This is a genomic window from Elusimicrobiota bacterium (genome assembly GCA_016182905.1).
Lineage (GTDB): Bacteria > Elusimicrobiota > Elusimicrobia > UBA1565 > UBA9628 > GWA2-66-18.
Map to the genome: position 1 here is coordinate 1 of JACPFR010000008.1, position 14881 is coordinate 14881.

The 14881-nt window shown below is 66.5% G+C and carries 19 protein-coding genes; 6 read left to right on the top strand and 13 right to left on the bottom strand.

Annotated elements, in window-relative coordinates:
- The 4 genes from HYV14_02695 to HYV14_02710 all read right to left on the bottom strand — a co-directional run.
- On the bottom strand, nt 1–461 hold a 461-nt coding region (locus HYV14_02695), incomplete at its 3' end, for an LPP20 family lipoprotein (protein MBI2384902.1).
- A complete protein-coding gene (locus HYV14_02700) occupies nt 458–1810 on the bottom strand; it encodes a hypothetical protein (protein MBI2384903.1) in 1353 nt (450 codons plus the stop codon). The genes HYV14_02700 and HYV14_02695, both read right to left, overlap by 4 nt.
- An 8-nt stretch (nt 1811–1818) precedes the next feature.
- Nucleotides 1819–2427 (bottom strand): penicillin-binding protein activator LpoB, encoded by a 609-nt coding sequence (locus tag HYV14_02705; protein MBI2384904.1) that lies wholly within the window; start codon nt 2425–2427, stop codon nt 1819–1821.
- Nucleotides 2428–2429: 2 nt separating this feature from the next.
- Nucleotides 2430–2999, bottom strand: coding sequence for a hypothetical protein (locus tag HYV14_02710; GenBank protein ID MBI2384905.1), 570 nt, complete (start codon nt 2997–2999; stop codon nt 2430–2432).
- Nucleotides 3000–3113: 114 nt separating this feature from the next.
- On the opposite strand from HYV14_02710, the gene orn reads away from it, so the two are divergent.
- Entirely contained in the window at nt 3114–3659 is a 546-nt protein-coding gene (orn, locus tag HYV14_02715; GenBank protein MBI2384906.1) for an oligoribonuclease, read from the top strand.
- Nucleotides 3660–3792: 133 nt separating this feature from the next.
- Here orn and HYV14_02720 read toward each other — a convergent pair whose 3' ends face one another.
- The 6 genes from HYV14_02720 to HYV14_02745 are packed head-to-tail and all read right to left on the bottom strand — an operon-like array spanning nt 3793 to nt 8811.
- Complete coding sequence (locus tag HYV14_02720) at nt 3793–4095, bottom strand: hypothetical protein (GenBank protein ID MBI2384907.1); 303 nt, start codon at nt 4093–4095, stop codon at nt 3793–3795.
- Nucleotides 4092–4289 carry a hypothetical protein gene (locus HYV14_02725; GenBank protein MBI2384908.1) on the bottom strand — a complete coding sequence of 66 codons (198 nt, stop codon included), beginning with the start codon at nt 4287–4289 and terminating at the stop codon, nt 4092–4094. The genes HYV14_02720 and HYV14_02725 overlap by 4 nt, the downstream gene beginning before the upstream one ends.
- A complete protein-coding gene (gene ispH, locus HYV14_02730) occupies nt 4286–5272 on the bottom strand; it encodes a 4-hydroxy-3-methylbut-2-enyl diphosphate reductase (protein ID MBI2384909.1) in 987 nt (328 codons plus the stop codon). The genes HYV14_02725 and ispH overlap by 4 nt, the downstream gene beginning before the upstream one ends.
- A gap of 10 nt (nt 5273–5282) precedes the next feature.
- Nucleotides 5283–7169, bottom strand: a complete 1887-nt coding sequence (locus tag HYV14_02735; GenBank protein ID MBI2384910.1) for a 1-deoxy-D-xylulose-5-phosphate synthase — start codon at nt 7167–7169, stop codon at nt 5283–5285.
- Nucleotides 7170–7171: 2 nt separating this feature from the next.
- On the bottom strand, nt 7172–8059 hold the full coding sequence (locus tag HYV14_02740) for a polyprenyl synthetase family protein (GenBank protein MBI2384911.1): 888 nt from the start codon (nt 8057–8059) through the stop codon (nt 7172–7174).
- Nucleotides 8060–8079: 20 nt separating this feature from the next.
- Complete coding sequence (locus HYV14_02745) at nt 8080–8811, bottom strand: hypothetical protein (GenBank protein ID MBI2384912.1); 732 nt, start codon at nt 8809–8811, stop codon at nt 8080–8082.
- A gap of 124 nt (nt 8812–8935) precedes the next feature.
- Between HYV14_02745 and HYV14_02750 the strand changes: the two genes are divergently transcribed.
- The 5 genes from HYV14_02750 (at nt 8936) to HYV14_02770 (ending at nt 10541) form a co-directional block, all read left to right on the top strand.
- Nucleotides 8936–9244 (top strand): hypothetical protein, encoded by a 309-nt coding sequence (locus tag HYV14_02750; protein ID MBI2384913.1) that lies wholly within the window; start codon nt 8936–8938, stop codon nt 9242–9244.
- Nucleotides 9245–9287: 43 nt separating this feature from the next.
- Nucleotides 9288–9560, top strand: a complete 273-nt coding sequence (locus HYV14_02755; protein ID MBI2384914.1) for a type II toxin-antitoxin system Phd/YefM family antitoxin — start codon at nt 9288–9290, stop codon at nt 9558–9560.
- Nucleotides 9553–9816 carry a type II toxin-antitoxin system RelE/ParE family toxin gene (locus HYV14_02760; GenBank protein MBI2384915.1) on the top strand — a complete coding sequence of 88 codons (264 nt, stop codon included), beginning with the start codon at nt 9553–9555 and terminating at the stop codon, nt 9814–9816. The genes HYV14_02755 and HYV14_02760 overlap by 8 nt, the downstream gene beginning before the upstream one ends.
- Before the next feature lie 73 nt (nt 9817–9889).
- Nucleotides 9890–10222, top strand: coding sequence for a type II toxin-antitoxin system RelE/ParE family toxin (locus tag HYV14_02765; protein MBI2384916.1), 333 nt, complete (start codon nt 9890–9892; stop codon nt 10220–10222).
- Nucleotides 10215–10541, top strand: coding sequence for a helix-turn-helix transcriptional regulator (locus HYV14_02770; GenBank protein MBI2384917.1), 327 nt, complete (start codon nt 10215–10217; stop codon nt 10539–10541). The genes HYV14_02765 and HYV14_02770 overlap by 8 nt, the downstream gene beginning before the upstream one ends.
- Here HYV14_02770 and HYV14_02775 read toward each other — a convergent pair.
- From HYV14_02775 to shc, 3 genes are read right to left on the bottom strand one after another with little or no spacing between them, the layout of a single operon-like run.
- On the bottom strand, nt 10538–11539 hold the full coding sequence (locus HYV14_02775; GenBank protein ID MBI2384918.1) for an NAD-dependent epimerase/dehydratase family protein: 1002 nt from the start codon (nt 11537–11539) through the stop codon (nt 10538–10540). The two genes, HYV14_02770 and HYV14_02775, sit on opposite strands and share 4 nt — an antisense overlap.
- Entirely contained in the window at nt 11539–12651 is a 1113-nt protein-coding gene (hpnH, locus tag HYV14_02780; protein ID MBI2384919.1) for an adenosyl-hopene transferase HpnH, read from the bottom strand. Before hpnH ends, HYV14_02775 begins: the two co-directional genes overlap by 1 nt.
- A 19-nt stretch (nt 12652–12670) precedes the next feature.
- Entirely contained in the window at nt 12671–14698 is a 2028-nt protein-coding gene (gene shc / locus HYV14_02785) for a squalene--hopene cyclase (protein ID MBI2384920.1), read from the bottom strand.
- Nucleotides 14699–14881 lie beyond the last annotated feature (183 nt).

Genomic DNA, 14881 nt, shown 5'->3' on the forward strand with positions numbered 1-14881 from the left:
GATGTCTTCTCGGCGACGGCGGACAGGGCCTTGCCCTTGTTCAGGACGGAGAGCGCGTAATAGCGCCCCGTCGCCGCGTCCTTCCAGCGCTCGACGACCTCGGCGCCCTCGGGCATCTTCTTCGACGCGGTCCGCACGTTCTGGGCGACGGACTGGGAGAACGAGGTGTTCGTCCGGCCGCCCTGGTTCACCGTGGTCTCGCTCTCGTCGACGGTGGTGTTCACGCTGACGGCGCTGGAGAACACGCGGGAGATCTCGCCGCGCGCCCGGTCGGCGGCCGACTCCTCGTCGTCGCCGCTGCCCACGCCGAGGACGTTCTGCGCGCGCGTCCAGCGCGGGCTCTCGCCTTCGACCCATGACGGCCTCGCGCCGCCCGAGGAGGACTTGAGGGACGAGGAACCTCCGCAAGCCGACATCAGCGCGGCGGCGACGGCCAAAGTGAGCAGGGTCATGTTTTTCATAGAGCGGTCCTGTCGTGGAGGTAGGTTCGCCGTCCCTTGCGGATGACGACGTCTTTGAAGGTCTGCGTCGAGAGCTTGGCTCCGGTGGGCCCCAGATAATCGACGACGACGTCGTGCGTGCCGGGCGGCAGGCGCAGGCGGGCGACGCGGAACTGGGCGGGCAAGGTGGCCCACGCGCGGGTGTCGGCGCCCTCGGTGGCGGCGGACGTCGCGGCGCTCCCCGCCTGGGCGAGCAGGTGCTGCCAGGAGTTCTTGCCGTACTTCTTGGCGACCTCGTCGGCGACCGCCTTGGCGAGGACGAACTTGACCGTCGCGCGCGCGATGGCGCGGGTGCGGATGACGGCCTGGCGCTCGGCCAGGTCCTTCTGCGCGATCGCGGCCAGGTCCGAGGCGAGCTCGGTCCGCGCGCTCACGCCGGCGGCCTCGACGGCCGAGCCCGCGATCTGGAACGGATCCTGGACGTAGTCGGGGTAGGAGACCGTGATGGACTGGCCGAGCAGGCCGGCGCGGATCGCGTTCTTCGCCTTGGCGGACTCCGCCTCGTCGTCCTTGGAGGCGTCGAGAGCGACGGCGGCGTCCCGCCAGGCGACCGAGAAGGACTTGCTCACCTTGCGGGGGGCGACGCCGTTGTAGTGGAGGAACACGAGCTCCCCGCCGCCGTTCATCCCGCCGTACGGCTCCAGCGAGGGCGTCGCCGTGCCGTAGGCCGCGGCGTAGGCCTTGTAGGCCGCGCGGGACTTCTCCCGGGCGATGCGGGCGTCGTCGAGGCGGCCGTCGTCCTCGTAGAGGAGGCTGGCGAGGAACTGGCCGAAGGCGTCGTCCTTGTACGCGGTCTTCCTGCCGTTGTAGACGTCGGCGTACTCCTGGAGCAGGCGGGAGAGCTTGCGCACCTCGACGAGGGCGCCCTCGAGGTCGCCGAGGAACGTGAAATTGAGCGCGCGGTAGGCGTTGACCATCGCCCGCTCGAAGCGCTCGCCGGCGTACTCGGTCGTGTTGTCGTTGAGGAGCAAGGTCCCGGCGGCCCGGGTCACGCTCTTCGTGTAGAGCTCCTCCATGCGCCGCTCGGCCTTGTCCAGGCTCTGGTCGCTCTCCTTGAACTTGCCGGCGTCGTGCTGGACCGCGCCCAGGTCCAGGTAATAGAGCACCTGGTTCTTGCGGCCGTAGGAGGGCTCCTTGCCCTTCTCGATGCGGGCCTGCGCCCCGGCGAAGTCGCGGGCCGCGATCAGGCCGTTGACCTGCTTGCGCATCTCGCCGGAGGGGCCTCCGCAGGCCGCGAGCAGGGGGAGGACCAGCAGGAAACGGACGGCCCCGCCTCTCCGGGGAGAAAGGCGGGGCCGTGTGACGCCCATTCGATGGCCTACCAGCCGGCCTTGGAGCGCTTGACGAACTTCTTGATCTTCTTCTGGCCGTTCCAGGCGATCTTGTTCGACTTCATGTTGAGCAGCTTGAGGTTCGTCTGATAGTAGACGACGGCCTTGCCGCCCTCCTGGTCGACGATCTGGTTCAGCGTCCCGCTGAGCATGTAGTTCGCGCCCGTCTCCTTGCCGTGGGCCGTGCGCGTCTCCTCGGAGGCGTTCGTGTCCTGGTCCAGGCGCTCGTCCCGGACCTCCCCGCGCTCGCCCTTGCTCGCCACGAACTCGACCTTGCCCGAGTTGATCAGCGCGCGCTGGAGCTCCTCGACGAAGGTGTCCGTGTTGATGTGCTCCTGGGACTGGTTGCGCACCGTGCCCACGATGACGGTCGGCTCCTTGCCGTCCGTCTCCTTGAGCGCCCGGGGATACCAGGCTTGGGCCAGGCAGTCGGTGATCATCTCCTCGGCCACCAGGCGCGAGTCGGTGTCGTTCCAGCGGCCGCTGACGTCCTTGACCTCGCCCGCGTCCATGCGGTGCACCGAGGTGCCGCCGCACGCGGACAGGGCGAGGCCCAGGACGATGAGGGGAAGGGCCTTGAGCATCTCCTTGTGCATCATTAATGCTTCGCCTCTTCGGCCGCCAGCTCGTCGAAGGCCTTCTCGGCGTTGGCCTTCACGTAGTCGCGGACCTTGGCGTCGAGCTCCTTCGACTCGTTGAGGCTCTGCTGCACGGCGGACATGTCGAGCTTGACGAGCGCGAACAGGGTCCCGTCCGCGGGATCCTTCCAGTGGTCGACCGGGACCGAGCCGTGGAGGGTGAACTTGGCGAAGTTCTTCATCGTGTTGGAGACCATCTGCTCCTCGGAGGACTTCGTCATGTCGCCGGCGGTGATGGAGGCCATGTAGTCCTTGGTCAGCGTGGTGACGTAGGAGTTCATGATCTTGGTCAGCTCGGCGCGGCCGCGGTCGTCGGCGGCGGAGACGGCCAGCGCGCGGTTGCGGATGCCCTGGGCGATGCCGACGCCGTAGAACACCTGCTTGCCGTCCTTGTCCTTCATGGCGCCCGAGCCCTTGTTCACCCACTCCGGGGCGTTGTTGGCGATCGGAGACTTCTTGGCTCCGCCGCAGGCGCCCAAGGCGAGGGCGGCGACGAGCATCAAGGCTATGCGGCTGAAACGGTTGTTCATGTGTCCTCCTGCCGGGCCTCGGGCCCCGCATTTCCGAAGTCTAACAGACGGGGGGGGCCCTGTCAAGAATGCGCAATGTGACCAAGGTCACTCGGGATTTTAGTATCATGCGGCATGGCGTCCCCCGACGAAAAGAACCTGGTCTGGCTGGACCTCGAGATGACGGGCCTCGACCCCGAGAAGGACGTCATCCTCGAGATCGCCACCGTCGTCACCGACGGGGAATTGAACGTGCTGGCCGAGGGGCCGTGCCTCGCGATCCACCAGCCCGACGACGTCCTCCACGACATGGACCCGTGGTGCGTCGAGCAGCACGGCAAATCGGGCCTGACCCAGCGCTGCCGCGATTCCCAGGTCACCGTCCTCGAGGCGCAGGTGCAGACCTTGGCCTTCCTGTCGCCCTGGTGCGCTCCGGGCAAGTCGCCCCTGTGCGGCAACACCATCGGCCAGGACCGGCGCTTCCTCGTCAAGTACATGCCGCGCCTGCACGACTATTTCCACTACCGCTCGATCGACGTCTCCTCCATAAAGGAGCTCGTCTCGCGCTGGTACCCCGAGCAGAAGTACGTGTACTCCAAGAGCAAGCAGCACCTCTCGCTCGCCGACGTGCACGAGTCCATCGCCGAGCTGAAGCACTACAGAAAAAACGTCTTCAAGTAGCCTGCCGCAAAAAAAGTACGCCCCCCGGCGTTGTCTCCGCCGGGGGGCGTTTTGCTTCCTGGGCTTAGTTTAGCGCGGGCGCGGGAAATCCGCCATGGCGGCCGCGTCGCGGACAGGCGACGAACGCGTGACGTCAGTTGCCGACGGACTTGCGGCCGGGATGGCCGTTGATGCCCTCGCAGCCGCACGAGTCGGGATGGGGCTCGCCTTCCTTCCAGCCGTCCTTCTCGAGCTGGGACTTGACCCAGCACGGGTAGCACAGCATCAGGCGGTTGATCGGCTTGTTCTCCCCGCAGCGCATGCACATGCCCTTGGAGGGCGGGGCGCGCTTGGGGATGCGGGCGAGGTCGATCTCCTCGTCCGGGCGCTCCTGGAGGTCCGGCTCGGCCGGGACGACCTTCTCGATCACCAGCTCTTCGGTCAAAGTCTTCGTCATATGCCTACTCCTCTGTTGCATTTCTTGCACCAGCCGCCGACCTTGCCCTGCGCGGACCGGCGGGCCAAGGTCACCGTCTCCTTGCACCCGGGGCAGGCGACCGTCCCGCCGGACGCGTCGATGGTCGGGAAGTCCTTGTCGAACGCCTCCTTCGAGCCGTGGCGCGGCTGCAGCCAGATCCCGGGGCGGCTCACGCCTTGGCTCCCTTCTCGTTGATCATCTTGACCAGCTCGTAGGGCAGGCCGAAGTGCTCGTTCTCCTCGACGGTCTCGAGCTCCTCGATCGTCTTGACGCCGTAGCGCTCCTTGCAGAGGGTGACGACCTCCTGGAACAATATCTCGGGGGCCGACGCGCCGCTGGTCAGGCCGAGGGTCTTGACGCCCTCCAGCCATTCGTCCTTGATGTCGGCCGCGCGCTCGATGAGCCGCGACTTGACGCCCTTGGCGAGCGCGACCTCGACGAGGCGGTTGGAGTTCGAGCTGTTCGGCGCGCCGAGCACGAGCAGCAGGTCGATCGAGGGCACCATCGCCTTGACCGCGTTCTGCCGGTTCTGCGTCGCGTAGCAGATGTCGTCCTTCTTGGGCGCGCCGAGCTTCGGGAAGCGGCGCTTGAGCACGGCCACGATCTCGCGCGTGTCGTCGAGCGACAAGGTCGTCTGCGTGAGGTAGGCGATCTTGTCGGGGTTCGGGACCTCGATCGTCTCGGCCTCCGCGACGGAGCCGACGACGACCATGTGCTCCGGCGCCTCGCCGAGCGTGCCGATCGTCTCCACGTGGTCGCGGTGGCCGATCAGCGCGATCGTGTAGTCCTTCTTCGCGAGCGCGATCGCCTCGAGGTGGACCTTGGTGACCAGAGGGCAGGTCGCGTCGATGATCTTGAGCTGGCGCGCGCGCGCCTCGGCGACCACGTCGGGGCCGACGCCGTGCGCGGAGAAGATCAGCCAGGAGCCGTTGGGCACCTCGGTCAGCTCCTCGACGAAGATCGCGCCCTTCTGGCGCAGCTCGTCGACGACGTAGCGGTTGTGGATGATCTCGTGGCGGACGTAGACCTTGCCGCCGCACAGCTCGAGAGCGCGCTCGACGACCTCGATGGCGCGCACGACGCCGGCGCAGAAGCCGCGGATCTTCGCGATCACGAGCTTCTCGATGCGGATCTGGGAGGGGGACGAAGTGGTCATCTCATGTCTCCTAATTCGGGGTCGCGGCGCGGGATTTCTGCGGGAGCCAGGCGGCGACGCGCTCGGCGATCCTCGGGGCCGACAGGCCGACGGCGTCGTACAGCAGGTGCGGCGCGCCGTGCTCGACGAAGGAATCCGGCAGGCCGAGGCGCAGGACCTCGGCGCGGCCGGGGGTCAGCGCCTCGAGGACGGCCGAGCCGAAGCCGCCCTGGATGACGTTGTCCTCGATCGTCACCAGGCGCGGGGTCTTCGCCGCGCACTCCTTGAGCAGCTCGACGTCCATCGGCTTGACGAAGCGCATGTTGACGACGCCGACGGAGAATCCCTTGTCCTCGAGGATCTGGGCGGCCTCGAGCGCCGGGTGCACGCGGTTGCCGACGGCGAGCAAGGTGACGTCGACGCCGTCCTTGAGGCGCACGCCCTTGCCGACGGGCACGGCCTTGGGCTCGGCGTCCATCGCGACGCCGATTCCGGCGCCCCGGGGATAGCGGATGGAGACCGGGGCGTTGAGCTCGATGGCGGTGCGCAGCATGTTCTGCAGCTCGTTCTCGTCGGCCGGGGCCATGACGGTCATGCCCGGGATCATGCGCAGGTACGAGTAGTCGAAGACGCCGTGGTGCGTGGGACCGTCCTCGCCGACGAGGCCGGCGCGGTCGAGGCACAGGATCACCGGCAGCTTCTGCAGGCAGACGTCGTGCTCGATCTGGTCGTACGCGCGCTGCAGGAAGGTCGAGTAGATCGCGACGATCGGGCGGTAGCCCTCGGCGGCAAGGCCCGCGGCGAACGTCACCGCGTGCTCCTCGGCCAGGCCCACGTCGAAGTAGCGCTTCGGGAAGCGGTCGCGGAAGGCGTCCATGCCCGTGCCTTCCGGCATGGCGGCGGTGATGCCGACGATGCGCGGGTCGTTCTCGGCCTCGCGCACGACGGACTTGCCGAACACGGCCGTGTAGGTGGGCGGCGGGGCCTTGGTGACGGGGGTCTTCAGCATCTTCGCGGTCGCCACGTCGAACTTGCCCGGGCCGTGCCACGTGTACTGGTCCTCCTCGGCGGCGGCGTAGCCCTTGCCCTTCTTCGTCACGCAGTGCACGAGGATGGGACCTTTGAGCGTCTTGACGTGCTTGAACACCGCGGCGAGCTGCTGGACGTCGTGGCCGTCCACCGGGCCGAAGTAGGTGAAGCCCATCTCCTCGAACAGCATGCCGGGGAACAGGAGCACCTTCGCGCGCTTGGCCACGCGCAGGATGGACTCGCCCCAGAACTGGAAGCGGGCGAGGAACTTCTTGACCTCGTGCTCGGCGCCGCGCACGGCGCCCATCGTCAGGAGCTTGGACAGGAAGGTCCCCAGCGCCCCGACGCGGTTGGAGATGAACATCTGGTTGTCGTTGAGGACGACGATGATGTCGGTCTGCACCTGGCCGGCGTTCTGCAGGCCCTCGTAGGCCTCGCCGCCGGTCATGCAGCCGTCGGAGACGATCGCGACGACCTTGTTGGACTCCCCTTTGAGGTCGCGGGCGACCGCCATCCCGAGGGCGGCCGAGATCGCGGTGGACGCGTGGCCCGCGCCGAACGAGTCGTACTCCGACTCGTTGCGCTTGAGGAAGCCCGAGATGCCGCCGAACTGGCGGATCGTGTTCATCCGCTCGCGGCGGCCCGTCAGGATCTTGTGGCCGTAGGTCTGATGCCCGGTGTCCCAGACGAGCTTGTCCTTGGGCGTGTCGAACGCGTAGTGGAGGGCGACCGTGATGTCGGTCGAGCCCAGGCTCGAGGCGAGGTGGCCGCCGAGCTTCGAGACGGTGTCCAGGATGAACGCGCGGACCTCCGCGGCGACCTTGGGCAGCTGATCGGGCTTGAGCTTCTTGAGGTCCGACGGCGAGTCGATATCCTTGAGCAGTTCCATGGTCATTTATCCCGTGCGATGATGTAGTCGGCCAGATCGTGGAGCACGTCGGCCTTGCGGCCGAACCCCTTCAGGTGCGCGTGCGCCATCTCGACGAGCGCGCGGGCCTTGGCCCGGGCGCCGTCCACCCCGTACAGCGAGGCGTAGGTCAGCTTGTCGTTGTCGCGGTCGCTGCCGCGCTTGCCCAGCTTCTTCTTGTCGCCCACGACGTCGAGGACGTCGTCGGCGATCTGGAAGGCGAGGCCGATGCACTCGCCGTAGGAGCGAAGAGCGTCGCGCTTCGCGTCGGTCGCGCCCGCGAGCACCGCGCCCGCGTCGAGGCTGGCCACGATGAGAGCGCCGGTCTTGCGGCGATGCACCGCCTCGAGGACCTTCGCGGCGGCGTTCTTGGATATCTTCTTCGACATGCCTTCCGCAGCGAGGTCGGCCACCTGCCCGCCGACCATGCCCTCTCCGCCGGCGCCGTACGCGATCAGGCGCACCAGCTCCGCGGTCTCGCGGCCCTTGAGCTTCAGGTCGGCCGCGTTCTCGGCCGCGGCCTCGAAGGCCTTGGTCAGCAGGCCGTCGCCCGCGAGGATGGCCATCGCCTCGCCGAACACCTTGTGGTTCGTGGGCTTGCCCCGGCGCAGGTCGTCGTCGTCCATCGCGGGGAGGTCGTCGTGGATCAGCGAATACGTATGGATCATCTCGAGCGCGGCCGCCGTCTTGAGGGCCTTCCTCGCGCCCAGGCCGCAGCACTCGGCGGCTTCGAGGACGAGCGTGGGACGCAGGCGCTTGCCGCCGGCGAACAACGAGTAGCGCATCGCCTTGCGGATGGACTCGGGAAGATCGGGGGTGGGGGCGAGGAGCTTCTCCATGGCCGTGTCGACGGCGGCGGTGTTCTTCTCCATGGCGCGAGCGAGCGTGGTGTTCAAATGGCCTCCAGGTAAGCCGTGAGGAATCGGGACAGGGATTTCATCGCCCGCGCCGAGCGCCAGCCGGTCTTGATCAAAGCGGGCATGGACGACGCGTTGGCCAAGGCGAAGCGGGCGAGAGAGGCGGCGTCCTCGCCCTCCGGGGCCTCGGAAGGGATCTCCTCATGCATCTCGTCGAGCACCGCGCGCACGGCGATCGTCGGGACCTTCCCGTCGGACCAGCGGCGCACGGCCGCGGTCTCCATGTCGCAGGCGATCACGCGGTGCTCCCGGCCGAGGGCCAGCTTGGCCGCGGGCTTCAGGACGATATTGGTGTGCAGGATCTTGCCGAAGTGGAACGGGGCGGCGTTCTTGACCGCCGTCTCCTTCAGGGGGGCGACGAAGTCGAGCTCCACCTCGCGCACGTCGGCCACGATGTCCCCGTGGCGGACGTCCTTCTGCATGGACCCGCACAGGCCGGCGCTGATGGCGAGCAGCCACTCGGTGCCGCTCATTTCGGCCAGCTTTTCCGCGGTTTTTTGGGCGCCGATCCCGGTCTTGAGCAGGACCAGGCGGCGTCCCGCCACCACGCCCTCGAAGCGGCCGTCGCCCGCGAGCTCCAGATCCAGGGCTTTCGCCAGGGGCCGCGCCTCCCACTGGGTGGCGGCGGTGATCAGGATCGGGGTTTTGGGGAGCGGAACGCGGGGCGTTTCGTCGGTTTCGGTCGGATCTTCCATCAAAAGGGCCATCGGCTGGTATTATCCCATTTTTTGGGGCCTTCGGAACCGGCTTTTCAGACGGCCGGAGGGAACTTTTCCGGGGGGGCGGTCGTATGATAAGGAGGCTCCCTTTTCGGGCCTCAGGGAGGACGCCATGATCGATACCCAGAAACCATCGCGACGCAAGCACGGGAGGAGAACGCCTCCGATCGCCTGCCGGCACATCGTTCGTGCGGTCCAGGCGATGTCCGATCGACGCATCGGCTTCCACGCGACGCGGTCGCCCGACTTGGAAACGGCCTGGTGCTCGGCTTGCGACAAGGCTCTCGCGGCCGCGGGAGGGAGATGGACGGAGGCGGTCCTGACGCGGGCGGGTTTCGCCGAGGTGTGCCCGTGCTGCTTCGAGTTCGCGAGGTTCGATACGGCCTACGGCCCGCCCTCGGAGCCGTTCCGGCCGCGCTGACCCGGGGGCTTGCGAAATGTACTCGTTGGTGTATACTTATGAGATGCTCAAGACCATCACGCTCAAAGCGCTGCGCCCCGGGCTCCCTCAAGTCGCGGATTCCGTCGAGACGAAGCTGGACCGGTACATCGTCACGCGGCGAGGGCATCCCGTCATGATGCTCATCAGCCCCGAGGATTACGAGGGGCTGCTCGAGACCATCGAGATCCTCTCCGACAAGGCCGCCGCCAAGCGGATCCGAAAGTCGTGGAAAGAAGGGCGCTCCGGAGGGACCGTAGCCCTGGACGCGCTCCGGCGCCGGCTGGAAGGTGTATAAAGTCGAGCTGAGCCGGCAGGCGGAGAAGGACCTCGAACGGGTCTTCCGGTCCGACAAGAAGCTGTACCAGCGCTTCGTCGCCGCGCTCGGGACGATCGCGCGGGATCCCATTGCGGAGGGGAAGCCGCTCCACGGCGAACTCAAGGGCCTGAGGTCGCACCGGTTCGGCAGCTACCGGATCCTGTACGAGATACGGCGCGGCGAGCTTCTCGTGCTCGTCATCGATCTCGGGCACCGGCGCGGGATCTACGAGTGAGACACGCTCTCCTCCCAGCCTCACGTTCATTGCCTATTGACAATATGTCAGTTCTGACATATACTGAGGTTAGATGAGCGGCGACGACAAGCCGCTGGCTTGGCTGCACGGTGAGGTGCGGACTCCGCCGTTCTCCGCGAAGGCGCGCCTGGAAGCCGGATTCCTCCTGAGGCGCCTGCAAAAGGGAGAGTCTTTAAGCATGCCGCAATCGAGGCCGATGCCGGCGATCGGTGCGCGATGTCATGAATTGAGGATCACGGACGAGACGATGAAATGGCGGATCATATACCGAGTCGATCAGGACGCCGTCGTGATAGCCGAAGTCTTCGGGAAGAAGACGCGGGAGACGCCGAGAGAAGTGATCGATGTTTGCAAGGACCGCTTCAGGAGATACGACGATGAATGACGCCAAGCGTAAACGCCTCGAGGGGAAAGGATGGCGCTTTACCGGCGTGAAGGAGTTTCTCGGTCTGTCGGCCGAGGAAGCGGCCTTTATCGAGGTCAAGCTGAAGCTGGCGCACAGCCTGAGGGCGACGCGCGTGAAGAGAGGCCTGAAGCAAGTTCAAGCGGCCAAGGCGATCCATTCGAGCCAGAGCCGGTTCGCCAAGATGGAAGCCGGTGATTCGACGGTTTCGCTCGATCTCCTGGTGAGGTCTCATCTCGCCCTGGGCACTTCGGAAGCGGAACTCGGGCGGATCATCGCCCGTCCGCTGGCTAATCGCTAGGCGGCGGCTTTCGCGTAGCCGTTCGCGAGGTACCACTCCACCGCATCTTTCAGCGCGAGCTTGGCCGCGCGGGGCGCGAAGCCCAGCTCGGCCTTGGCTTTCTCCGACGAGAACCACATGTAGTGCTTGGCCATCTTGATCGCATCGAGCGGCGCCATCGGCGTGGTCCCTCGCAGGACCGCGATCGCGGTGTCGACGGCGCCGAACGCGTAGGCGATCGCGTATGGGGTCTTGAATTTGGGGCCGGGAAGGCCCGAGACGTCGGCCAGCAGATCGAGGACCTGCTTGAGCGTGAGGTTCTCGCCGCCCAGGATGTAGCGCTCGCCGGTCCGGCCCTTTTGGGCGGCCAGCCAGTGGCCCATGGCCACGTCCTCGACGTGCACGATGTTGAGGCCCGTGTCGATGTAGGAGGGGATGCGCCCGTTCAAGAAGTCGACGACCATCTTCCCCGTCGGCGTGGGCTTGAGGTCGTAGGCGCCGATGGGCGCCGCCGGGTTGACGGTCACGACCGGGAGCCCTTCCTTGCCCAAGCGCCGGGCCAGGACGTCGGCCTGGAACTTGGATTTCTTGTAGTCTCCGACGATCTCTTCGAGCGATGAATATTCGCTGGTCTCGTCGACGGGCGTCTTGTCGTGGGGGACTTTGACCGCGGCGACCGAGGAACAATGCACGATCTTTTCCGCGCCGGCCTTCGCCGCGATCCTCAATACGTTTTCCGTTCCCTCGACGTTGGCCGCGTACATGTCCGCGGGATTGGGGATCCAGATCCGGTAGTCGGCGGCCACGTGAAAGACATAACGGCAGCCCTTGACGCCCTCCGCTATCGCGGCTTTATCAAGAAGCCCGCCTTCCACGATCTCGACGTCCAGCCCGGCAAGGTTGCTCCGGTCGTTGCCTTTCCGCGCGAGGGCCTTCACCTTGAGGCCCTTCTGCAAAAGCAAACGGGCGAGAGAGGCTCCGACGAAGCCCGTCCCGCCCGTCAGGAACGCCGAGTCCATCAGTGCTTGCCGGCCGGTTCGTTGGGCTCGGCCTTGGCAAGGACTTCCTCGTAGGTTCCGTTGCGGTCGTACGACAAGGCGACCTTCTTCGGCGCCTTGATCGAGGCGAAGTCCGCGACCATCTCGAAGAAGCTGGAGATGCTCGAGAAAGAGTCGGCCACCGAGGTGGGCTCGAAGCCGCAGTGCGTCATGCAGTTCAGGCACTTCGGGTTGCCGGAGGCGTGGCCGTACTTGGACCAGTCCGTGGTCTCGAGCAGTTCCTTGTAGGTCTTCGCGTAGCCGCCCTCGTTCATGAGGTAGCACGGGCGCTGCCAGCCGAAGACGTTGCGCAAGGGGTTGCCCCAGGGCGTGCAGTCGTAGGTGCGCTTGCCCTCGAGGAAGTCCATGTAGAAGGGCGAGTGGTTGAACGCCCAGCCCTTCTGGCGCCAGTCCTTGAGCGCCTCCTTGAACCAGGCCTTGGACTGCTCCTGCTTGAGGAACAGCTGCTGCTCGGGCGCCTTCTCGTAGGCGTAGCCGGGGGAGATCATCATGCCGTCGAGGCCCATCGCCATGTTCTGGTCGAAGAACTCGCGGAACTCTTCCACGGACTCGCCCTGGAAGATGGTGGAGTTCGTCATCACGCAGAAGCCGAGCTTCTTGGCGAGCTTGATCGCGGAGATCGCGGTCTTGTACACGCCTTCCCGGCAGACCATGCGGTCGTGCGTCTTCTCGACGCCGTCGAGATGGACGGAGAGGATGAGATAGGGGGAGGGCTTGAACTTGTGGATGTTCTTCTCGAGCAGGATCGCGTTCGTGCAGAGGTACACGGGCTTCTTGCGCGCGATGAGGCCGTCGACGATCTGCTGGATCTCGGGATGGATCAGGGGCTCGCCGCCCGCGATGGAGACGATGGGCGCGCCGCACTCCTCGACGGCGTCGAAGACCTCCTGCGGGGTCATGCGCTTGCGCAGGATGTCGGTCGGGTACTGGATCTTGCCGCAGCCGGCGCACTCCAGGTTGCAGGCGAACAGGGGCTCGAGCATCATGACGAGCGGATACTTCTCCACGCCCTTCAGCTTCTGCGTGACGAGGTGCTTGAAAACGGCGAGCTGCGCCTGCATAGACATGGCCATAAGTTGGGTCTCCTGGAAATTAGGAAGCGACGACGCCCTGGGCGAGGGCCTTGCGGTAGATCCCCAGCGCCTGCAGGGGGAAGTTGTTGCGGTACATCGTGTATTCAAGGTAGTACACCTTCGGGAAGCCCGTGCCGGTGAACTCCGTCTCGTCCCAGGTGCCGTCGGGGCGCTGGGTGGAGACGAGGTGCTCGACGCCTTTCTTGAGCGCGTCGCTCGAGTAGTCGCCGGCGGCCATGAGGGTCATGATCGCCCACGCGGTCTGCGTCGGCGTGGCCGGGCCCTTGCCCTTGAGCTTGGGGTCGTGATAGGTCTCGCAGGTCTCGCCCCAGCCGCCGTTGGGCAGCTGGACGGACTTCAACCAGGCGGCGGCGCGCTTGATGGCCGGCTGGTTCATGTCCTCGCCGATCGCGGCGAGGCCGCGCACGGCCTGCCAGGTGCCGTAGATGTAGTTGACGCACCAGCGGCCGTACCAGGACCCGTCGCTCTCCTGCTCGTCCTTGACGAAGCGGATCGCCCGGGCGGCGGCGGCGTAAGAGGCGTCGTAGCCGCAGTAGCCGAGGAGCTCGAGGACGCGGGCGGTGATGTCCGCGGTGGGCGGATCGATCATCGCGTTATGGTCGGCGAAGGGGATCTTCTCGAGGACGGCCTTCGTGTTCTCCTTGTCGAACGCCGCGAAGCCGCCGGTGACCGACTGCATGCTCATCAGCCAGTTCAGGCCGCGCAGGAAGGACTTCTCGCGGATCTGGGCGTTGGGCTCCTCGAGATGGACGTGGCGCAGGGCGAGGAGGACCATCGCGGTGTCGTCGACGTCGGGGTAGAACGGGTTGTTGAACTGGAAGTGCCAGCCGCCGGTCGGCCCGGAGGGGTTGGTGACCGCCCAGTCGCCGCGGATCTTGATCTCCTTGGAGATGACCCACTGCGCGGCCTGCACGAGGGCGGGGTGGGAGCGGTCGAGGCCGGACTCGGCCAGGGCGATCATCGTGATCGCGGTGTCCCAGACGGGGGAGCGCGAGGGCTGGTAGCGCGTCGAGTCCTCGGAGGGGACCTCGAGGCGGTCGAGCTCCTGGAGCAGGGAGACCAGGCGCGGGTCGGTGTCGGGGTAGCCGAGGCACTTCATCGCCATGATCGCGTTGACGATCGGGGGGAAGATGGCGCCGGGGCCGTCGGAGTCCTGCAGGCGCTCGAGGATCCAGTCCTCGGCCAGGCGCAGGGCCCAGACGCGGATCCAGTGGCCGCCGCGGCCTTCCATGCCCTTGAGGAAGGAGTCCCAGATGAGGAAGAAGGTCGACCAGGAGACGAGGGCGTGCGGGCCGACGGCCTCGGTCAGCGGGATGTGGCGGCGGGAGTCGGGGAACAGCTCGTCGATCGTCGCGTGCGCGGGGCACGGGATCTGCGGCTGGAACGCCCAGACGATGGACAGCGGCACGACGATCGGGCGCGTCCACGACGACATCTCGTAGAGGTTGAAGTAGAACCACTTCGGGAACAGCATGATCTCGGGCGGGATCGAGGGGATGCCGCGCCAGTCGTATTGCCCGAAGAGGGCGAGGTAGAACTTGGTGTAGGAGTTGGCCTTGTGCACTCCGCCGAGGGCCTTGATCTTCTTGCGCGCGGCCTCGAGGCGGGGCTCGTTGGGGGAGTGGCCGGCGAACTTCAGCGCCCAGTACGCCTTGACCGTGGCCGAGATCTCGGAGGGGCCGTTGTCGTAGATGGGCCAGCCGCCGTCGGGGTTCTGCTTGTTGAGGATGTGGTTGGCCAGGCGGCGGACCTTGACCGAGCTGCCGCGGCCGAGGAAGTTCAGCAGCATGACCGTGTCGGAGTCGATCGTGGTGTCGCCGAAGATCGGGCCGCACCAGTAGCCGTCCTCCTGGTTCTGCATGCGCAGCAGCGCGTCCTGGGAGCGGCGGATCGCGTCGCTCAGCCGTTCGGGGGTCTCCGTACTAGAGGAAGCGAGCCGGACTTCGGGTCTGATGCTGTCGAGTAGGTCGACGGGTCTGCGGTCCCGTCCCAACGTGAGCCAGCCGGACACCATATTCTTGATCATGCCTGGAGATTATACCACAGGGGACGGCCTTGCGTCGGGACGGCGACGGGCTTATGACGGCCCGGCGGCGGATTCATGTCCTTCGGGGCCGCTCGGCATTGAGCCTCGCTCGGGGTCGACGGCGCTTGGAGCGCAAACAGCGCGGCGACCCCACGCCCCTCAGGACATGAACCCGCCGCCGGG